We start from the raw sequence: 19180 nt of genomic DNA, 5'->3' as shown, positions 1-19180 counted from the left end.
TATTAAGCCGTCGCTAGCGCCGCCCGCAGTTGTTTGAGTACTGTGTCGTAACCGTGCGGGTCGCTGGCTTGGTGGGCACTGAAAATAGCGGAGCCTGCTACAAAGGTATCGGCGCCAGCGGCGGCAATCTCGGCGATGTTGTCCACTTTTACTCCGCCGTCGATTTCCAAGCGGATATCATAGTGTGATGCATCAATGCGCGCCCGTGCCTCGCGCAACTTGTTTAGCGTACCAGGAATAAATGACTGGCCACCAAAGCCTGGGTTAACGCTCATCAGCAGTACCATATCGACTTTATCCATCACGTAGTCAAGATAAGAGAGCGGCGTCGCGGGATTAAACACTAAACCAGCCTTACAGCCACCATCGCGGATCAACTGCAGCGAACGGTCAACGTGCTCAGAGGCTTCAGGGTGAAAGGTGATGTAGCTGGCGCCTGCCTCGATAAAGTCGCTGATCATGCGGTCGACCGGCTTGACCATCAAATGCACATCAATGGGCGCCGTTACGCCGTGCTTACGCAGCGCTTTGCACACCATGGGGCCAATCGTGAGGTTAGGCACATAGTGATTATCCATTACATCGAAGTGCACCACATCGGCGCCTGCAGCCAGCACGTTATCCACCTCTTCACCCAACCGGGCAAAATCAGCTGATAAAATAGAGGGGGCAATGAGAAAATCATGCGCAGCGGTCATATTCCATTCCTGAAGAGTAAACAGTAGACGAGAGTAGCGACCCCTATGCCTGCGAGCACAGGCTAAAGAGCAAAGCCAAACATCTATCTTATCAGAGCCGCTTACTAGAACCACGTATCTGCGGCCTAAGAGCGGCTGAGCATAGTCATCACAGGCATATTCTTAAATAGAATATAAAACATGATTGTAATTCCACATTGATAGCTTTAACCTTGCGGCTATTGCGACACTACTTTTTGGCGATCCTATGCGCTTACTAATTTAAGGAGTTAACGATGACATTGCCGACAATTTTCCGCCGCAGCCTGATAGCCATTGCCATGGGCGTTACGGTCAGCGGTTCCGCCGTTGCCCAGGAGCGGGAGCTGCTCAATTCGTCCTACGATATCGCTCGCGAGCTGTTTGCCGCGATCAACCCTGAGTTTCAAGCGTGGTGGCAGGAAGAGCACGGTGAAGAAATTGCCATTAGCCAGTCTCACGGCGGCTCTTCTGCACAAGCACGCGCCATCTTGCAGGGCCTACGTGCCGATGTAGTGACCTTTAACCAGGTGACCGACGTGCAAGTACTCGCGGATGCCGGGCTGGTAGCAGAAGATTGGCAAGACGCATTTGAGAACAATGCTTCGCCCTACTACTCCACTACCGCTTTCCTGGTGCGTAAAGGCAACCCCAAAGGCATCGAAAGCTGGGACGATCTAGTCCAAGAAGACGTAGAAGTGGTCTTCCCTAACCCGAAAACCTCGGGTAATGGCCGCTACACCTATTTAGCCGCTTGGGGCTTTGCCGAGAACGAATTTGATGGCGATGAAGAGCAAATCGAAGAGTTCATGAGCACCTTTTTAGCCAATGTGGCGGTATTTGATACCGGCGGCCGTGGCGCGACGACCAGCTTTATTGAGCGAGAAATTGGCGATGTACTGATTAGCTTCGAGTCTGAAGTTAACAATATTCGTAGCGAGTACGGCAGCGACGATTACGAAGTGATCGTGCCGCCTGTCAGTATCCTAGCCGAATTCCCCGTTGCTGTTGTCGGCGAAAACGCTGAGCGCAACGGCAACAGCGACTTGGCCCAGAGCTATCTTGAGTACCTCTACACCGAAGAGACTCAGCGCCTACTCGCGGGCTTCAACTACCGGGTGCATAACGAAGCCGTGGTCGAAGAGTTTGCCGACGAGTTCCCGGAGACCGAATTACTCGAGGTAGACGACGTGTTTGGTAGCTGGGATGAAGCAATGGAAACTCACTTCGGCAGCGGCGGCCTTCTCGACCAGTTACAGCGCCGCTAATATTCACCTATGAGCCAGCCTGAACTATGAGTCAACTTGCCACTTGGCGAACCGGCAGCACACGCGTGCTGCCGGGTTTTGGCCTTTCTATGGGTATCAGCGTGCTGTTTATTTCGCTGGTGCTGCTCTTACCGATTACCGGCCTGTTCGGCCAGTTAGCGGGGCTTAGCTTCGCCGAATACTGGGCGATTATCACTGAAGGTCGTGTGGTCGCAAGCTATATGGTGACCATTGGCGCGGCAGCCGTCGCGGCCATTATCAATGCCATCTTTGGCCTGTTATTGGCCTGGGTGCTGGTGCGCTACGAGTTCCCTGGCAAGCGCTTACTGGATGCCTTGATGGATCTGCCCTTTGCGTTGCCCACCGCGGTGGCAGGCATTACCTTGGCAACGCTTTACGCCAGCAGCGGCTGGATGGGCCAACTGCTTGAACCGCTTGGTTTTCAGGTCGCCTATACCTGGGTGGGCATTGCACTAGCCATGGCCTTTACCAGTATTCCGTTTGTAGTGCGCACCGTTCAACCAGTGTTGGAAGACTTGCCCGCCGAAGTTGATGAAGCCGCCATGTCACTAGGGGCAACTGACGGTGTCGCCTTTCGTCGTGTGATCTTGCCGCATATCTGGCCTGCCTTGGTGACCGGGACCGGGCTTGCGTTTGTGCGCTCACTAGGCGAGTTCGGCGCGATCATTTTTATCGCTGGCAATATGCCTTATGAAACCGAGATCACCGCGCTGATGATCTTCGTCAAACTGCAAGAATACGACTATGCGGGCGCATCGGCGATTGCCTCGGTCGTGCTGTTCGTATCGCTGGCGCTGCTACTGGCTATCAATATTTGGCAGGGACGTTTTGTACGCCGCCTGCATGGAGGTAAGGGGTAATGCGTCGAATTGGTGATGCACCGGTTATCCGGCGTCTGCTGATAGGTGCCGCCCTAGTGCTGTCAGCACTTTTTTTGTTGCTACCATTGGTCGCTATTTTTGCTCAGGCATTTTCTCAGGGCGTCATGGTCTTCTGGACCAATGTAAGTAATACCTTCACGCTGCATGCGATTGGCTTAACGCTGATGATAGCGCTACTCACTATCCCGGTGTGCTTGGTGTTTGGTGTAGCGCTGGCGTGGCTGGTAACACGCTTCAGCTTTCCCGGGCGACGCATTTTACAGACCCTGATCGATATTCCCTTTGCGGTCTCACCTGTGGTGGCAGGTCTGATTTACTTGCTGCTGTATGGGCGCAACGGCTGGATCGGCACGTGGCTGGATGGCCACGATATTCAGTTGATGTTTGCCTGGCCGGGTATTCTGATGGTGACTATTTTTGTGACCTGCCCTTTCGTGGCCCGGGAATTGATTCCGCTGATGCAGGCTCAAGGCTCGCGTGAAGAAGAAGCGGCCGTGACGCTTGGCGCTTCCGGTTGGACGACATTTCGTCGCGTCACGCTACCCAACATTCGCTGGGCACTACTGTATGGCGTCATCCTCACCAATGCTCGTGCAGTCGGCGAATTCGGTGCCGTTTCGGTGGTCTCAGGTGCCATTCGCGGCCAGACCAATACACTGCCACTGCACCTTGAGCAGCTTTATCAGGATTACAACGCCGTAGGGGCTTTTGCCTGCGCGGCCTTACTCGCATTCATTGCCCTATTGACGCTCGCCGCGAAGGCCGGGCTGGAATGGCGCGCAGCGCGCCGGGAGGCATTTGCATGAGCATTCGCTTACACAACATCGCTAAGCACTTCGGCAATACCCAGGCATTAGAGCCCATCAATCTGGATATTCATGAAGGTGAGCTGGTCGGCCTGCTCGGCCCTTCGGGTTCAGGCAAAACCACCCTGCTGCGGATTATCGCCGGATTGGAAAATGCCGACCGTACCACCCAACCGGGTAAAATTCTGTTTGGCGACCGCGACGTGACCAATGTACATGTTCGCGACCGGCGGATTGGCTTTGTCTTCCAGCACTATGCGCTGTTCCGCCATATGAGCGTTTACGATAACGTGGCGTTTGGCTTGACCGTGCTCTCGCGCAAACGCCGCCCCAGCAGCGGTGAGATTCGTGCACGGGTGTTCAGGCTGCTTGAAATGGTCAAGCTGGAGCATCTTGCCAACCGCTACCCTGCCCAGCTTTCGGGCGGCCAGCAGCAGCGCGTGTCGTTGGCCCGCGCCTTAGCGGTGGAGCCTGAAGTATTGCTCTTGGACGAACCGTTTGGTGCCCTTGATGCCAAAGTACGCCAGGAGCTTCGCCGCTGGCTGCGTCATCTGCATGATGAGCTCAATTTCACCAGCGTCTTTGTAACTCACGATCAGGAAGAGGCACTGGAGCTTTCCGACCGCGTCGTGGTAATGAGCAATGGCCGTATAGAGCAGATCGACACCCCCGACGAGCTCTACCGCACGCCAGCAAATCGCTTTGTGTTTGAATTTTTAGGCGATGTCAACCACCTGGAAGGCAAAGTGAGTAACGGCGTATTGACCTGCGGCGATGCCTATTGGCACGTTGATCTGCCCGATGGTCATGAAGAGCTGTTGCTGCGCCCGCATGAAGTACGCTTAACCGAGCAGCCCACCTCAGAGAGCCACTTGCCGGTTACCATCACAGCGATCTCCCCGGTAGGTGCCGAAGTACGCGTGGAGCTAGAAGCCGACTGGCTGGCCCAGCCGTGGCTGGCTACCGTGCGCCACACTGACTTTGAACACTTGGCGCTACGCCGTGGGCAGCGCTTGTTTGCTCACCCGCGCCACTGGCGTCGCTTCCCCAAAGTCACTGAGAAAACGACGGAGCAGACACGCGTCGCATGACGTTTCAATAGCCGCCCCGCCCAGGGGTGGCTTGCGTTAATAACTACTCGGATTAGCTCAAAAGCGCATTTGCCTAAACGTTAGGCTCACCCGCGGCTCGATACTTTTTTTGGTTTTAGGCAGGCTATGTAGCCAGTTTTGCTGTGTAGTACCTTTCATAATCAACAGACTGCCGTGCTCTAGAGTAAGCGACACACTCTCCCCTGTTTGTTTATGTTTAAACGAGAATTTCCTTTCGCCGCCTAGGGTCAACGCCCCGATTGCCCCATTTTCAACAAGGTCTTTTTCGGCATCACTGTGCCAGCTCATGCCTTCCTCACCGGAGCTGTAATAATTACCCAGGCACGAATTAAAGCCCTCTTTGCAGTGGCTCTCCACAACCTGTTTAAGATCACGCAAAAAGTCCGGCCACACTAACGCCATTTTTGTGTAGCCGGAGTAGGTATAGGAAATCGGCTTGTCTGCATACCAGGCTATTTTCCTCTTTGTAACAATCTCTTTGCCGTAAATAAACGTGCGATCATGCTCCCAGCTTAATTCGCTTATGCATTTATCTAAATACATAGCCGCTGTGACTGTATCCAGGATTTTGCCGTGGTAATAAGCCGCCCCATCCCATGGGAGCAGATTAATCAACTTCATATCGTCGTTTTCAAACAGATCTGTATACGTCATAGCGGTGCCTATTTTGCATTCAGGACTGTAAAAAATTAGGACCAGTAGCTGCCAGCAGCGAAGCGATCCAGCAACCCTTTGCCATCGTTGGCAAAGCCGCAACGCCAGAACATACCGTCAGCGCGCTAGCCGCGTTATACTGGCCTTTTAGCCATAGCGGAGGAAGACTATGCTTCGGCGTCACTTTTTACGGATTTCAGGTGTTCTGCTTGCCAGCGCCTGGCTAGCCGGTTGTACTAGCCCGCAGTACCTGCAACTCAGCCCTGAACGCAGCGCCCAGGTGCCTCAGGTTGGCTCTGGCCAGCAAGTCACGGTAATTGCTCAGGATGGGCGCGAAAGCGATATTATTGGCAATCGTGCTGGCGGCGGAATGTCCACCGCGCATATCACCGTGAGCAGCCACGAATTAATTCCGCGCTTACAGCAAGAAGCAGAGCGCGCCGTTAGCGATATGGGCTTTACGCCCACGACTGAGCAAGCCGAGGGGCGTCCGAGTTTGACGCTGGAACTTGCCAGCCTGAATTACGCGCGTGGCGAGAGCGGCCAGCCGTTGGTAGACGAAGCGCGTCTTGAAGGTGTCTTCCGCGCTATCGCGCAAAACAAGGGCACTACTTATACCGGCACTTACACATCGCGCCGTACACAGGGTTATGCGCTTAAACCCGACGCCGACAGTAATGCACGCATGCTGAGCGATCTACTTAGCGATGGTATGAACCGTGCTTTTAGCGACCCTGAACTGGGCCAATTGCTCGCCCGCTAAGCTATCTCCTTCGCACAAGCCGCACACATGCGGGCTGCCCCTCTAAACACTTAGAGGCGCGGCCCGCGTCGTTCCAGCGCCCACACGCTCTCCGTGTAGCCGCGTTCATCGGGGTTGCCCTGCTCTAGAAATGTTAACGTGAAATTAGGGGCGAACAGGCTTTCAATTTCGCTGGCGGGGACACTATAGGGAGGCCCAGCATCACCCTCGTTGTGGGCCAAACTAATCAGCAGACCTTTGGCACCGGGCGGTACCAGTTGAGCAAGATGGAAAGCATAGCGCTGACGGGTTGCTGGCGGCAGCGCTATCAGTGAAGCGCGATCATAAAACGCCCCAATTTCTGCTGCCTGCTGAATATGTAGATGAAAAAAGTCCCCACACCAGAGTTCGACATTACCTTGACGGGAGACATTGAACCCTGCCTGGCGATATCGTGATACTGAGGTACTGCGCTGAGCCAAAAACTGCTCAATGGCTTCTGGGGCAAACTCAATACCCAATACCGGATATCCTTCATCAGCCAGCCAGCGCATATCCAGACTCTTGCCACACAGCGGTACAAGTACCTTGGTGCGTTTGGCAACACCAAGAGAGCCCCAATGACGCAGTAGTGCCGGGTGCGCCTGCCGCAGGTGAAAACCAATGCGCCCTTCTTGCCAGCGCTTGCGCCATTGATCACTCATTTTTTGCTACCTTGTCGTTGATCGCGCTATTAAAACCAACGGTCACGCTTTTTACGCCGACGTGGTAGGTGCGGCACAATCAAACCAACCAACAAGCCCGCGCCAGCCACACCACCGCCGTACATAAAGTAGCGCATCAAAAGATCTTCTTCCTGGGTTTCTAAGCGCGCCTGAAGCCCTCTTACCTGCTGGCGTGACTGCTCAGCCTGACTGTCCAGCTCTTGATTACTCGCTTCAAGCTCGGCAATACGCCGCTCACGAACCTCAAGAGTTTCGGTCATTGAAGAAACACGCTGTTCCCAGGATTCATTGATGCCTTCAAGCTCAGCCGTTAACTCTTCGACCTGCGCTTCTAACGCGGGTAGCTGCTCAACCGCACTCGGCGTCTGCTGAAGCTCGTCGCTCAATACCCAGACCGCATTGCCATCGCTATTACGAACCCGGGTGTAATTCCCGCTGGTTTCAAGAACATCGACCTGCTCACCGGCATTCAACGTACCGATGATGCGATAACCGTCCGTTGGGCCACTACGCACGTAGGTACTTAACTCGTCGGTCACCCATGCCTGGTTGTCGGATTGGGCGTTAGCATTAATGCTCGCCACACTTAGTAAAACGCCGGCCGCAGCGGCGTAATATCGAAAACGAATTTTATTTACCTGCATGACATCATGTCCTGATTTAAAACGCTGCAAGGCGGACGAAGCCAACAGCGCTTATCGCCTAACTTAGCGGTGCGCTTGTCTCATACGCTTACCCTTCTCCGCGCGGTGGCAACGAAAAGGGACGGGGGAACTCTGCTACTCGGGCATCAGTTTTAACCGCCTTCAATGGGCCTTCACGCTCTACTTCATCAATGCGCACAATAGCATTTAATGGTAAGTAGCTACGTTTGACACCATCAAAGGTTCGCTGCAATTTTTCAGTCGCAGGGTCGACGACTACCCGTGAAGCATCGTCAAAGACAAACTCCTCGACTTCAATAAAGCCCCAAAGTTCGCTCTGAAAGATTTCTCGGACGTATAAATCCCAAATTTCACCCTGCTGGTGAACCACCACACGGTAGATCGGCTTGGCCGCCATCTTGGCCTATTCCTCTTGCCATTTGTACATGAAGTTGAACCGACTAGCTTACCATATTCCTACCGCTACGACTTTACGCAAAGCCTTTAGCGAGTGTTGCGTTAATGCTGCGGATAATGGGCTCATTAGCCGCACCAGCCGCCCTCGTGTATGGTGGGCTGGGTGTTTTGGCAATTCTTTTCACTCACCAAGTAGGAGTCATCAACATGCAAAAGGATCCAAATAAGGGCTATATCGCTCTGCTCGGTTGGAGCCTCAATGCGATTGAAGCGGCTGAGAATTTTGATCGTCGCTACATTGTCGTTGCACCTGACTGGGCCGAAGAGTATTGCCAAAAACACGACATTCCCTATGTGCCTTGGAATTTCGAGCGCCTCAATGACCGCTCAATGGAAATCGCCGAGACACTCAAAGAAAAGGGTGTTGATGTCGCGATCCCTCTCTATGAAGAAACCGTAGAATGGGCTGGGGCCATCAACTCCGTACTGCTTGATAACCCACGTATTTATGGTCAATCGCTACTGCTTCGCGACAAGGCGTTGATGAAGCGTCGGGCCCAGTTAGGCGGCATCCGCGTCGGTATCTTTGAAGAAGCCCACGATAAAGAAGACGTGGTGCGCTTTCTCAAACGCGTTAACCAGACGCTGCTTAAGCTGGATGGTGACCCCAACGACCCCATTCACCTCAAGGCCTTCGATAAAGCAGGCTGCCTGGGCCACCGTGTTATTCGCACACCGGATGAAGTGGATACCATCCCGGACGAAGAGTTCCCGGTGCTGATGGAATCGCACCTGGACGGCTGGGAGTTTGCTGTCGAAGCGTGGATTCATGATGGCAAAATCGCCTTCTTGAACATCTCAGAATATGTAACGCTGGGTTACTCTGTATTTGTGCCTGCGTCTCCAGAGCTTGAGAAGTATCGCGAACAGATCACCGTGCAAATCGAAAAGCTAGTTAAAGCATTTGATATTGAGTTTGGCTTGATTCACCCCGAATACTTTGTCACCAGCGATGGTGAGATGTATTTTGGCGAAGTGGCTTACCGTCCGCCCGGTTTCAAAGTCTTTGAATTGTTAGAACGTGTTTACGGCTTTAATGCTTATCAAGCGTCAATGCTAGTGTTCGACCCGAAAACCACGAAAGAAGAAGTGGCCAAGTTTTTCCCGAAAGAAGTGGTCGATGCCGATGGCTTTGCCGGTTGCTTTGGCGTATACCCACGCCGTCGTGTGGTCAGCCGTTTGGAAATTCCCGAAGAGACCGAAGATCACCCCTACTTTGAGTCTCATGAGCTAACCTCACCAGTAGAAGAAACCGTTACCAAACGCACCGCGTTTGGTACCCATTGGGGTCTGGTCTACTTTAAAGGCGAGGATGCGCATACCATACGCGACCTATTAAAACGCCAAGAAGACCTCGACTTCTATGTATAATCCCTGCTAACGCTGGGATAAGGAGTCACCGTGGAGACTGATCAAGTTACGTCTTCTCAAGAAGATAGCAAGCTCAATGGACTGTTGAGCAAATTTGATGACGCTGTGCGCCTGCTTACGCAGGCGCCCGCCTTCTCAAAGCCCGCCAAGCTGCCGCGAGTAATGGATACTGCGCGGCGAATATTACTTCAGGATGGCGGTTGTGAAGCACTGGAATCCCGCGCGCAAGCGTTCGAGGAGGCTGGTGTGTTTTTAGGCTCCGACTGGGAAACTCCCCAATATCTGGTGCCGACCCTGACAACTTTTGCGCTGAAAAGCGCGGATGCCAATGTGGTCGTCATCGAAGCATTAAGCGAGCTTCGGCTTCTCGCCGTCGCTAAAGGCGACTTTATTCATCCCCTGATTTCCGCCGATCATGCGCACCATTACCTGACTCAGGTCATGGCCATTAATTTATGGCTGCTATTTTTACCGCCCAGTGAGGCGGAGCGGGAAACCCAGGGGCGCCTGGCGACCATTCCTCGCCAGCTTTTCCAGCACTTAGCGGATCGAATCGGCTACGAACATATCGTCGATCAACTGATTGATGAGATTTGGCGCATTTTAAAGCAGCGTCCCATCCAGGTTGACTCGATCAAACAAATGATCACCCAAATTGCCCTTTGCCAAGCCAACCCGGCGATTGATCTTGGCGCCAGTGGCCAAGGCGCCGACCGTTTGGTCAGCTCGCTTTACGGGCCCACTCAGGCCTGCCGAGAAGACCCTGGTGTCGATGTTTATCGCGACCGATTGGAGCACATGGATCAGGCGGCGCTGCAGGCTGAATCCACGGGTTTTGCCAGGGCGATGCACGATACCGGGCTAGTTTCGCCCTACCACGCCGTGTTGCTACGCCACCTGCTTGAAGAGGGTGATCATTTACTCTCTGAAGCGTTGGGCTTGTCGTCTACCGGGCGTGATTGCTTACTCTGCTACCGTGAGCTGGTTCAAGCGTTGATTCGTGGTGGTGTTTATCCTGCTACGTCGCAGGCGGTCTATGGCCTAGCGCTCATGCTCGAACGCGGCATTCTTTATCAGCCGCCGGTGGCACCGGCCATGTGGCGCCAGCTTAATCTACCGCTCTCAGAGTGGGCCCAGTCACGACTCACTATCGCCTATGGCGACACTGTTTCGCCCCGTGCACGGCTGATTGAAGGCGTGCTATGCATGCTGGGTCTACCGTTAGGCGTTGGACAGGGTAATAACCCTACCTGCCAATCGGCACGCGCCCTTTCCATGTGGGCCTACAATGATCCGGACTATCTGCTGCAGATGGTGGCGTGGGCAGCGCGCGATGACGAACTCATTATGCATTTCGAGGGCCAGGCCATCTCATCGATGGAGAGCCTTTCTGGCGTTGCGACTGAATTGCCAATGGATTTAGATCCCGTGTCGCTGATTGTGGTGCCACACCTTGATCGCATTTATGCCGAAATGGGCCGACGTTGCATTGGTCGTGAGGGTGACCCTCACCGCTGGGTGAATCCTGAATTTCATGGCTGGTGGTCAGGACGCGGTTTCCGCATCAATGTCGATGTGGCCACCGGGCAGCTAAGCGATGTGGATGATTTTGTACGCCACTTCTATGCCAGCTATCACCCCTACTACAATGGCAACCAACCGCTGATTCATCCCCAGCCAGCGGGCATTGCGGTCACCGATAGCGCAGCACGCTTTATTGGCTGGCACGCGATCACCATTTTGCGGGCCTCCCTCGACCCATCTGACGTTATGCGGGTTTATTTTTATAATCCCAACAACGATAGCGGCCAGGATTGGGGCGACGGCGTCATTGTCAGCACCTCGGGTAACGGTGAACGCTTTGGTGAAGCATCGCTGCCTTTCGAACGCTTTGCATCGCGGCTGTATATTTATCATTACGACCCACTCGAGCGTGGTGAAGTAGTGTCTGTCACCGATGAAGAGTTGGAAAATGTGAAATATTACCTCCACCGTAGCTGGGGGGCATCGCGTTTACCGCCTGTCGAACTGCAGGCTGATCAAGGCCCTAACGCCCCACCGGATGCAGAATAAGCCGCCCTATTAACGACACTCTTAATCATTATGATGCGACTCGATCAACTATTGGTCAGCCAAGGGCTGGCCAATTCGCGTACCCGCGCCCAGCGGCTTATTCGACATGGGCGGGTTCGTCTTGCCAGTAACGGTAAGCCGTTAACTAAGGCGTCAGAAAAGTGGCCCGAAGATACTCGCTTTGAAGTGGAGGACGACCCTGAAGAGCGCTATGTCTCCCGCGCGGGTTTGAAACTGGAAGCGGTGCTGACAACGCTACAAATGCATTTCAATGAAGCGGTGGTACTCGATATAGGCCAATCGACCGGTGGCTTCACCGACTGCGCGCTGCGCTTTGGCGCGCGCCATGTCGTTGGTATAGAGGTTGGCCATGGGCAGCTGGCCCCCGAGCTACGTGGCGACCCACGCGTGACGTGCCTGGAGGGATTGAATGCGCGTTACATGAGTAGCGATGAAGCACTAAAAAGCGTGCTTGCCGCTCAACCCATCGATAGCGCCATTATGGATGTGTCATTTATCTCGCAAACGCTAATTCTGCCTGAAATTGCTACTCTGCTGCCGCTGGAGGGGCAATTGATTTCGCTGGTTAAACCTCAGTTTGAGCTGAACGCAGAAGCTCTCGATAAGCGCGGCGTGGTGCGTGACGCTAGCCGTTTTAACGACGTTGAAGCCAATATTCGCAGCACCTGTCACGCCTGCGGATTTACCATACGCCACTGGCAGGAGAGCCCGATTACCGGCGGCGATGGCAATCGGGAGTTTCTCCTGCATGCCGTAAAAGGCGCTTAATAAAAAGCTTCAAGTCGACGAAGGAGGCGTGAGCTGATTTGCAGACTGCACTTTTATAGCCTCGCCCTTATCAGGATGTAGCCATACGTCCATCTGCTCAAAGGCCACGCGTACGCCCGCCTCACGAAACAGTGCATCAACCCGACAGTTAATTTCATCGGCCGCAAACAGCCTGTCGAGCAGGTCGTTGACGAAAATACGCAGCTCAAAATTGAGGCTATGCTGCCCGTAGCTTAAACAGAAAACCTGAGGTTCTGGGTCCGCCAGCACGCGCGGGTTTTCATCTGCAGCTTTGCGCAGCAATTGATGCACCTTCGGCATGTCCGACCCATGAGCCACGCCGTAAGTCAGCACGACTCGGGTAATATTATCCGACAGCGACCAGTTGATTAGCTGGTCAGTCACAAAGGTTTTATTGGGGATAATAATTTCTTTACGGTCAAAATCAGTGACGGTGGTCGCCCGAATGCGGATACGGCTGACGGTACCGTGCAAATTGCCAATCGTGATCGTGTCGCCAATACGGATGGGGCGTTCAAACAGAATGATCAAGCCGGATATAAAGTTGGCGAAAATCTCCTGCAATCCAAACCCTAGGCCCACACTCAGAGCGGCCACCAGCCACTGCAGTTTGTCCCAGGAAACGCCAAGGGTCGATAACCCCATCACAATCCCCGTGCCCACAATAGTGTAGGAGAGCAGCGAGCTAATGGCATAGGCGCTGCCCTGTTTCAATGACAGGCGGGATAACACCATCACTTCTAGCAAGCCGGGTAAGTTGCCCGCCATGATAAACGTAATAGCGACAATCAGCAGGGCAGCAAAGATGTCGGATATCGATAGCGCGTTATCAACCAGGTCCCCCTCTTGCGCCTCCCATAGTGACACGTTGTCCAAATAGCCAAGCACTGAAAGCAAGTCTGCCCAGACCAGATAAAGCAGGGCACTAAAACCAATCAACACAATCAGCTTGGAAAGCCGCAGCGACTGGCTGTTGATTTGCGCCATATCAAGCGGTGGCTCTTCGACAACTTCTAACCCACCTTCAGCGCCCTCCTGTACCTGAGCGCGTCGGCGCGCCAGCGCACGACGATAGGCAAGTCGCCGCGCGGCCACGGCAAGGCTTCTCACCAACGTGGCTTCCACCACTACCCACAGCCCCAACAGGTAAAGCGTAATGGCGAACCTGCCTACTAGACGCAAAGCAGTGTATTCATAGCCCCAGGCGACTAATCCCAGCAGCATCAGCGGTACCGACGCCATCGCCAGCCCCAAAAACAAACGAAACAGGCGCACGCCAAAAATGGGGATATGCGCCAGTATCAACTGCGTCAGCCACCAGCTCATGGCTATCAATCCAAGTGACAGTAACGCCAGCGCAACGGGGCGCTGTGCTAACGGAGTCTCCATCTCACCCGACATAGCCGCAATGGCAATGACGGGCACCAAAGCGATACCTAACCCGCCTAACAGTTGGCGTAAGCGAGCGGTGTATTGAGGCGACCAGGTAAAATGACGTTCAGCCACCCCATCAGCAACCAATAGTCGGCGCACCCATGCCACTACGCCCCAACTCAGGGCTAACTGAAGCAGTGCCGGAGCAACGCTAGTCGCCAACGGCCCCACCGCGCCTAATAACCCAACCCCAATGCCCGCTAACGCTAATGGGCCAGGCAGCGCCAGCAGCGCATTGAACAGCACCGCTTTAGGCGTGTGCAGCTGGGTATCGCTTTTCAAGCGTCCGATTTGTGAATGCAGGTTCGCCAAGCGCGTCTTAATTTGGCGACGTAACCCCATCAGCACAAGCCCCACCAACACCAGCGGTGCCCCGTTAAGCACTTGCCAAGAGAGCCCTTGCCAACGGGTGGGCAAAATGGCGCGCCACTCTCCCTCTTGCCACTCTAAAAGTAAATTACGCGGTAACTGGCGCAGCCAATTAACGTCCAGCGGGCGGCTATTGGCGACCCAAAAGAGATGTTCATCAATCGTCTCGCGTAGCTCACTGGTGGTCGTTAATACCTGCTGCTGGTTCAGCTGTAGCTCGATCGCTGCACTCAACAAGCTTCCATAAGACTGCTCCAATTGTTCGACTAGCTCCCGACGTGATTGATAAAGACGAGAGAGAGAATCGACTAATCCAGGCGTTACCTCTATGCCCGCCTCTGCCAGACGCTGCGTGGCAAACTGGTCACTTTGACGTAGCTGGTCGCGCTGACGAACCAAATCAAACTGTTTTAAGCGCAGGTCGGCAATTTCGTCCTGTAAATCTCGTGGTGCCGACAAGGGAGGCAAGGACTTGCGCTGTTCACGCAGAATACGCGACAGCAGCTGGCTGCCGCGGATAGCCTCAATTTGCTCATTAAGGCTGCGCTGAAGCTGACGCACGTTCTCTAACTGTCGCTGGGCTTCAATATTGTCGCGCACTATACTGTTTGCGCGATCTGTCGCCCGCAGCAGCTCTAAACTTAGCATTTGATTGTTTTGCTGCTCTTGCACCAGCACCGGATGCCCAGCGGCGATTAACGGGTTATCCCTGGCGGCATCGGCAATGGCTTGCTCAGAGGCCAATCGGCGTTGCCGATCAATAACGCCTTGCAACATCGTTAGCTGCTGCTGTTGATAATCGATCTGCACCATCAGCACATCACGGCGCTCCTGGGCTAATTCGCGCAGGCGGCTATTAGCGCTTAGCTCACGCTGATAAAAGCTTACTTCACGTTCGGCCAGTGCCCGCTCAAGGCGTAATTGGATAAGCCGTGCATCGCTCAGTGCAGAAAGTTGGCGATCCGCTAGCAAAGCCTCGCGCTCATCGTGTTGTCGGCGTAGACTTTCTGCGCGTTGGAGAGTTTCAGCGATGGACTGCTGGGCACGTTCAGGCAGTGTTTGGGCGGCCAGCAGTTGCGAGTTCACTTCTGCCAGTTGGCTTTGCAACTGCTGCAGCTCGACCACGGCGTTAGTTTGCAACGTTTCCAGCTCATCAAGGGGGCGGTTGCTCAAGTCAGCCACCGTTAGCTGCTGGGAAGCCTCTTCCGCTTCGCTCAACTCGCGCTGCAGTCGTGCTAACATTTCAGGGGCTTGTTCTACTCGGGTGTCTAGAGCCGCTAGACGCTCGTCCACAGAAGCCAGCCGCTCATAAGCTTCAAGAGCCGCTTCCAGGGCCTCTTTATCGCTGACCTGCTGGGCGGTCAAGGGTTCTTCAAGAGCTTCTAACTGAGCAAGCCTTGATGCCAATTCAGCCTGTTCGGGCACTAGCTCAAGCATATTGGACTGAAGCGCAGCGTGTGCTGGATTAAAAGCGACACTGCTCATGACAAACAGCAGGAACAAACAGGTTATACTCCACTGACAGGCGCATCTCACCACGTTACGTATCAACACGTTACTTAGGGCCTCGCTGACATCAAATGCTCCGCAGAGACGGAGAATGATGCTATTGTCAGGCGTTCTGATGGTCAGCGCAATCAGAGGTGTTGACTTCCTCAGGCGGCGTGATAGAAACACGCTTGGCATTTGCCTATTCCTTTATTTTGCGAGTCACCTTGATGGTCACCCGAAAACTGCCGTTAACGAAACTTATTGTCCTGCTGAGTCTTGCTACTTTTAGTGCGAGTGCCGTCGCTGAGTCTCAACAAGAGATTGAGGAGCGTATCCGTGCCCTCAACGCCGAGCTGTATGACCTGCATCAACAGTTGCAGCAGATTGAGAGCCCCGAAGATGCCGCGCAGGGCATGCCGTTTGAACAGTTGCCTGAAGAAGCTGCACGGAAAGATTTAAGCGAGCGCCGTGAGCTTGAACAGGCATCAACCCGCAACCCGTTTTCCATCACTACCCACCGCACCAACTACCTTTTTCCAGTTAGCTATAACGCCAATCAAAACCGTGAAAGCTTCCGAAATATTTCTGGTGATACCCCGATTGATAACGTTGAGTTGAAATTCCAGTTTAGTGCCAAGGTTAATCTGGCCGAGCAGGTATTGGGCAACTATGGCGATGTTTACTTCGGCTACACCCAGCGCAGTTGGTGGCAGGCTTATAATACTGACGCCTCATCGCCTTTCCGGGAAACCAACTACGAGCCGGAAGTGTTTATCGACTTTGACAATGCCTGGGGGGCGCTGGGCTGGGTGAATACCCGCAACCGAGTTTCCCTCAATCACCAGTCTAATGGACGCTCAGATCCTCTCTCCCGTAGCTGGAACCGGGTTTATCTTGAAAGTACTTTCCAGCGCGGTGACTGGGCTTTTACCCTGGCACCCCATTGGCGGATACCGGAATCCACAAAGGATGACGACAACCCAGATATCGAACGCTACATGGGGTACGGCGATATTCGCCTCGCCAAGCGCCTTAATAACAACCATGAAGTGAGTGGACAGCTGCGTGGCAACCCAAGCGCTGGCAATATAGGCACACAGATAGATTACAGCTGGCCTGCTTTCAACAGCTTGCGAGCACATGTACAGTATTACTATGGCTACGGCGAAAGCATGATTGATTACGATCATCGTGTGCATCGCTTAAGCTTGGGGTTCAGTTTAAATCCCTTATTTAGTGCCACAGGGCTGAACCGATAGGTGTAACTGCTTGTCTGTTGTCAGGTGGCTGCTATGCTTGTAGCAGCCCTCTCATTCATTCGTCAAAGGAAGACTTCATGGCCAAACGTCAGCAAACTTACTCTACGCAAGCCGATCAACTTAAAGATGATCTGCGCCATTTGAGCGAAACCGTTGAAGAACTCGTCAACGCGACCGCTAAAGATGCCAGCGGAGAGATGAACGATCTACGTACACGCGCCGAGCGTCGATTAAAAGATACCCGTGCGCGCCTTGAAGCTCGCGGCGAACGCCTCTATGACGACACGCGCGACTCACTGACACAGCAAGCAGATGCCTGCGACCGCTATGTTCATGAGAACCCCTGGACGAGTATTGGCATTGGTGCGGCAGTGGGTATGGTTGTGGGTATGCTGCTCGGTCGTCGCTAATGGCTTTGGGTCCAACCCAACGCGTCTTCTCTGCTGCCAAACGCTTACTAAAATCGCTGATCGCTAATAGCGAAACTCGCCTGCGTTTGGCGGTGTTTGAGTTAGAAGAAGAGCGTGCGCGGCTACTGGTTTTACTCCTTCTTGCAGGTGCGAGCTTACTGCTGCTGTTGCTGGGTATTGCCACACTGACAGCGCTGGTAGTGGTTCTGTTCTGGGATAGCTATCGCTTAACCGCCATCGTGATAAGCGCTGGGGTATTGATAGGCGCCAGTTTGTTACTAGCGTGGATCGCTGTTCGCCAGTCGAAGCGCCACTCTCTTTTGAAAGAAACACTCAAACAGCTTGCCGCAGATCGAGCACTGCTTGAGGAGCCAAGTGATGAAACCATCCGCAGACACCGCTAACCCGCCAACAAAGCCACTAAGCCGCGCTGAACGTAAAGCCCTGCTGCTGGCGGAATTGGAGCAGCAGCGTGTGGATATTCTGGTCGATAGCGAATACCTGCAGCAAGCCGCCTCGCCCCTGGATAAAAACTGGCAAAGTTTCAAGCTGCCGCTTTACGCCGTCGGTGGTTTTGCCGCATTCAAACTAATGCGCCACCCAGGTGGAGCAATGGCGGCAGGTAGAAAAGTGCTTGCGGGCTATATGCTACTCAAGAAGCTTAAGTTATTAGCCAAAGTGGCTACTTAAGCCTGTTGCTAATACCCTGAGCGAGCGGCGTTGCCTAGCAAGACTGACCACAGGCTACGCCACTCGCCCATGCCCACTGAAAGTTATACCCACCGAGCTCGCCTGTAACATCCACTACTTCACCGATAAACCGCAGCTGTGGCAAGCCTTTCACTTCAAAGGTTTTGGATGATAGCGCGTCGGTATTGACTCCCCCCATGGTCACTTCAGCAGTGCGCCACCCTTCAGTACCTGCCGGTTTCAGTTGCCAAGCATTAAGCCTGCCAGCCCATTCGTCCAAGGCCTGATTGGCATATTGAGCGAGCGGCCGCGCAGGATCATGATCGGGATACCACTCAAGCAATGCTTGCGCCAAGCGCTTCGGAAAGCGTTCCGTCAGCCACGTAGAAAGTTGACGCTTGGGCGTTGCTTGACGCGCCTCACGCAGCGATTCCGCCACATCTTCACCGGGCAACAGATCAACGGTAAGGCTCTCCCCTGGCTGCCAAACGCTGGATACCTGCAGCATCGCGGGCCCAGACAGGCCGCGGTGGGTAAACAGCATAGGATCAACAAAGCGACGGCTGCCAGCACTGGCGACCACTGGTACGCTGACACCAGAAAGTGATGCTGCACGCGCTTTCCAGGTATCGCTAAGGGTGAACGGCACCAACCCCGGCCGAGTATCGAACACTTCCAAGCCAAATTGACGCGCTATGTCGTAACCAAATCCCGTCGCTCCCATACTCGGAATAGAAAGCCCCCCGCTGGCCACTACCACCACACCCGCATCAATTTTACCGATCGACGTCGACAGCCGCATGGCATTGCCCTGCTGTTCCACACGGGTAATCTGAGTACTGAGTTTTATTTCAGCCCCGGCCCACTCGCACTCGGTGAGTAGGGTGCGAACAATTTCCTTGGCGGAGGTTGCGCAGAACAGCTGCCCCGGTGTTTTCTCAACATGCTCAACGCCATGGCGCTCAACGAGCTCGACAAAGTGTTCTGGGCGGTAGCGCTTGAGCGCTGAGATACAAAAGTAAGGATTTGAAGAGTAAAAATGCTGTGGCGTCGTGCCTAGATTGGTAAAGTTGCAGCGGCCGCCGCCGGACATCAGAACCTTCTTGCCCGCTTTGTTAGCATGATCAAGCACTAAGACCCGTTTACCGGCATAGCCCGCTTGCGCTGCGCACATTAACCCTGCGGCGCCAGCGCCAATAACAACGACATCATAGATCATAATGGGCA

Annotated in this window: 19 protein-coding genes; 12 read left to right on the top strand and 7 right to left on the bottom strand. The window is 54.0% G+C overall.

All coding sequences use genetic code 11. The features are described from left to right. Nucleotides 1–2 precede the first annotated feature (2 nt). On the bottom strand, nt 3–698 hold the full coding sequence (gene rpe / locus CXF87_RS19535; protein WP_101147858.1) for a ribulose-phosphate 3-epimerase: 696 nt from the start codon (nt 696–698) through the stop codon (nt 3–5). A 275-nt stretch (nt 699–973) separates the two neighbouring features. Between rpe and cysP the strand changes: the two genes are divergently transcribed. From cysP to CXF87_RS19515, 4 genes are read left to right on the top strand one after another with little or no spacing between them, the layout of a single operon-like run. After that, the gene (gene cysP, locus CXF87_RS19530; RefSeq protein WP_101147857.1) at nt 974–1984 is read left to right on the top strand and encodes a thiosulfate ABC transporter substrate-binding protein CysP; all 1011 of its coding nucleotides are present in this window, start codon (nt 974–976) and stop codon (nt 1982–1984) included. A 26-nt stretch (nt 1985–2010) separates the two neighbouring features. Next, entirely contained in the window at nt 2011–2865 is an 855-nt protein-coding gene (gene cysT, locus CXF87_RS19525; protein WP_101147856.1) for a sulfate ABC transporter permease subunit CysT, read from the top strand. Then, nucleotides 2865–3692: a sulfate ABC transporter permease subunit CysW gene (cysW, locus tag CXF87_RS19520; protein ID WP_101147855.1), complete on the top strand. Its 828-nt coding sequence runs from the start codon at nt 2865–2867 to the stop codon at nt 3690–3692. Before cysT ends, cysW begins: the two co-directional genes overlap by 1 nt. Next, nucleotides 3689–4783: a sulfate/molybdate ABC transporter ATP-binding protein gene (locus CXF87_RS19515; RefSeq protein WP_008959573.1), complete on the top strand. Its 1095-nt coding sequence runs from the start codon at nt 3689–3691 to the stop codon at nt 4781–4783. Before cysW ends, CXF87_RS19515 begins: the two co-directional genes overlap by 4 nt. 57 nt (nt 4784–4840) lie before the next feature. Here the strand turns inward: CXF87_RS19515 and CXF87_RS19510 are convergent, their stop codons facing one another. Continuing rightward, the gene (locus CXF87_RS19510) at nt 4841–5425 is read right to left on the bottom strand and encodes an alpha-ketoglutarate-dependent dioxygenase AlkB family protein (RefSeq protein ID WP_232774968.1); all 585 of its coding nucleotides are present in this window, start codon (nt 5423–5425) and stop codon (nt 4841–4843) included. A gap of 202 nt (nt 5426–5627) precedes the next feature. Between CXF87_RS19510 and CXF87_RS19505 the strand changes: the two genes are divergently transcribed. Beyond that, nucleotides 5628–6221, top strand: a complete 594-nt coding sequence (locus CXF87_RS19505) for a YajG family lipoprotein (RefSeq protein WP_008959576.1) — start codon at nt 5628–5630, stop codon at nt 6219–6221. Nucleotides 6222–6271: 50 nt separating this feature from the next. Here CXF87_RS19505 and CXF87_RS19500 read toward each other — a convergent pair whose 3' ends face one another. From CXF87_RS19500 to CXF87_RS19490, 3 genes are all read right to left on the bottom strand, one after another. Then, nucleotides 6272–6904 (bottom strand): thiopurine S-methyltransferase, encoded by a 633-nt coding sequence (locus tag CXF87_RS19500; RefSeq protein WP_101147853.1) that lies wholly within the window; start codon nt 6902–6904, stop codon nt 6272–6274. 29 nt (nt 6905–6933) lie between these two features. Beyond that, the gene (locus CXF87_RS19495) at nt 6934–7569 is read right to left on the bottom strand and encodes a TIGR04211 family SH3 domain-containing protein (protein ID WP_101147852.1); all 636 of its coding nucleotides are present in this window, start codon (nt 7567–7569) and stop codon (nt 6934–6936) included. An 88-nt stretch (nt 7570–7657) separates the two neighbouring features. Continuing rightward, nucleotides 7658–7987, bottom strand: coding sequence for a DUF1820 family protein (locus CXF87_RS19490; protein ID WP_008959579.1), 330 nt, complete (start codon nt 7985–7987; stop codon nt 7658–7660). Between the two features lie 206 nt (nt 7988–8193). Here CXF87_RS19490 and CXF87_RS19485 point away from each other — a divergent pair, with 206 nt between their 5' ends. From CXF87_RS19485 to CXF87_RS19475, 3 genes are read left to right on the top strand one after another with little or no spacing between them, the layout of a single operon-like run. Then, nucleotides 8194–9417: an ATP-grasp domain-containing protein gene (locus CXF87_RS19485; protein ID WP_008959580.1), complete on the top strand. Its 1224-nt coding sequence runs from the start codon at nt 8194–8196 to the stop codon at nt 9415–9417. A gap of 30 nt (nt 9418–9447) precedes the next feature. Next, nucleotides 9448–11490 carry a hypothetical protein gene (locus CXF87_RS19480; RefSeq protein ID WP_008959581.1) on the top strand — a complete coding sequence of 681 codons (2043 nt, stop codon included), beginning with the start codon at nt 9448–9450 and terminating at the stop codon, nt 11488–11490. Between the two features lie 30 nt (nt 11491–11520). Beyond that, nucleotides 11521–12279 (top strand): TlyA family RNA methyltransferase, encoded by a 759-nt coding sequence (locus tag CXF87_RS19475; RefSeq protein ID WP_101147851.1) that lies wholly within the window; start codon nt 11521–11523, stop codon nt 12277–12279. Between the two features lie 9 nt (nt 12280–12288). On the opposite strand, the gene mscK is transcribed toward CXF87_RS19475, so the two are convergent. Beyond that, nucleotides 12289–15789, bottom strand: a complete 3501-nt coding sequence (mscK, locus tag CXF87_RS19470) for a mechanosensitive channel MscK (RefSeq protein WP_269801116.1) — start codon at nt 15787–15789, stop codon at nt 12289–12291. 32 nt (nt 15790–15821) lie between these two features. Here mscK and CXF87_RS19465 point away from each other — a divergent pair, with 32 nt between their 5' ends. From CXF87_RS19465 to CXF87_RS19450, 4 genes are all read left to right on the top strand, one after another. Further along, complete coding sequence (locus CXF87_RS19465; protein WP_101147913.1) at nt 15822–16853, top strand: phospholipase A; 1032 nt, start codon at nt 15822–15824, stop codon at nt 16851–16853. 77 nt (nt 16854–16930) lie between these two features. Then, a complete protein-coding gene (locus CXF87_RS19460) occupies nt 16931–17263 on the top strand; it encodes a DUF883 family protein (protein ID WP_101147850.1) in 333 nt (110 codons plus the stop codon). Next, nucleotides 17263–17667: a phage holin family protein gene (locus CXF87_RS19455; protein ID WP_101147849.1), complete on the top strand. Its 405-nt coding sequence runs from the start codon at nt 17263–17265 to the stop codon at nt 17665–17667. The genes CXF87_RS19460 and CXF87_RS19455 overlap by 1 nt, the downstream gene beginning before the upstream one ends. Continuing rightward, nucleotides 17642–17953, top strand: coding sequence for a YqjK family protein (locus CXF87_RS19450; RefSeq protein ID WP_101147848.1), 312 nt, complete (start codon nt 17642–17644; stop codon nt 17951–17953). The genes CXF87_RS19455 and CXF87_RS19450 overlap by 26 nt, the downstream gene beginning before the upstream one ends. 34 nt (nt 17954–17987) lie before the next feature. Here CXF87_RS19450 and CXF87_RS19445 read toward each other — a convergent pair whose 3' ends face one another. Further along, complete coding sequence (locus CXF87_RS19445) at nt 17988–19172, bottom strand: NAD(P)/FAD-dependent oxidoreductase (RefSeq protein WP_101147912.1); 1185 nt, start codon at nt 19170–19172, stop codon at nt 17988–17990. Nucleotides 19173–19180 lie beyond the last annotated feature (8 nt).

Source organism: Halomonas sp. MES3-P3E (assembly GCF_002836035.1).
Taxonomy (GTDB): Bacteria; Pseudomonadota; Gammaproteobacteria; order Pseudomonadales; family Halomonadaceae; genus Vreelandella; species Vreelandella arctica.
Note: the sequence above shows the minus strand (reverse complement) of the source record. Positions and strands in the feature narration are given on the sequence as shown.

Excerpts from the sequence above, each read along its gene's own strand:
- rpe (WP_101147858.1), bottom strand. The coding sequence starts at position 698 with ATGACCGCTGCGCATGATTTTCTCATTGCCCCCTCTATTTTATCAGCT.
- cysP (WP_101147857.1), top strand. The coding sequence starts at position 974 with ATGACATTGCCGACAATTTTCCGCCGCAGCCTGATAGCCATTGCCATG.
- cysT (WP_101147856.1), top strand. The coding sequence starts at position 2,011 with ATGAGTCAACTTGCCACTTGGCGAACCGGCAGCACACGCGTGCTGCCG.
- cysW (WP_101147855.1), top strand. The coding sequence starts at position 2,865 with ATGCGTCGAATTGGTGATGCACCGGTTATCCGGCGTCTGCTGATAGGT.
- CXF87_RS19515 (WP_008959573.1), top strand. The coding sequence starts at position 3,689 with ATGAGCATTCGCTTACACAACATCGCTAAGCACTTCGGCAATACCCAG.
- CXF87_RS19510 (WP_232774968.1), bottom strand. The coding sequence starts at position 5,425 with ATGAAGTTGATTAATCTGCTCCCATGGGATGGGGCGGCTTATTACCAC.
- CXF87_RS19505 (WP_008959576.1), top strand. The coding sequence starts at position 5,628 with ATGCTTCGGCGTCACTTTTTACGGATTTCAGGTGTTCTGCTTGCCAGC.
- CXF87_RS19500 (WP_101147853.1), bottom strand. The coding sequence starts at position 6,904 with ATGAGTGATCAATGGCGCAAGCGCTGGCAAGAAGGGCGCATTGGTTTT.
- CXF87_RS19495 (WP_101147852.1), bottom strand. The coding sequence starts at position 7,569 with ATGCAGGTAAATAAAATTCGTTTTCGATATTACGCCGCTGCGGCCGGC.
- CXF87_RS19490 (WP_008959579.1), bottom strand. The coding sequence starts at position 7,987 with ATGGCGGCCAAGCCGATCTACCGTGTGGTGGTTCACCAGCAGGGTGAA.
- CXF87_RS19485 (WP_008959580.1), top strand. The coding sequence starts at position 8,194 with ATGCAAAAGGATCCAAATAAGGGCTATATCGCTCTGCTCGGTTGGAGC.
- CXF87_RS19475 (WP_101147851.1), top strand. The coding sequence starts at position 11,521 with ATGATGCGACTCGATCAACTATTGGTCAGCCAAGGGCTGGCCAATTCG.
- mscK (WP_269801116.1), bottom strand. The coding sequence starts at position 15,789 with ATGCCAAGCGTGTTTCTATCACGCCGCCTGAGGAAGTCAACACCTCTG.
- CXF87_RS19465 (WP_101147913.1), top strand. The coding sequence starts at position 15,822 with ATGGTCACCCGAAAACTGCCGTTAACGAAACTTATTGTCCTGCTGAGT.
- CXF87_RS19460 (WP_101147850.1), top strand. The coding sequence starts at position 16,931 with ATGGCCAAACGTCAGCAAACTTACTCTACGCAAGCCGATCAACTTAAA.
- CXF87_RS19455 (WP_101147849.1), top strand. The coding sequence starts at position 17,263 with ATGGCTTTGGGTCCAACCCAACGCGTCTTCTCTGCTGCCAAACGCTTA.
- CXF87_RS19450 (WP_101147848.1), top strand. The coding sequence starts at position 17,642 with ATGAAACCATCCGCAGACACCGCTAACCCGCCAACAAAGCCACTAAGC.
- CXF87_RS19445 (WP_101147912.1), bottom strand. The coding sequence starts at position 19,172 with ATGATCTATGATGTCGTTGTTATTGGCGCTGGCGCCGCAGGGTTAATG.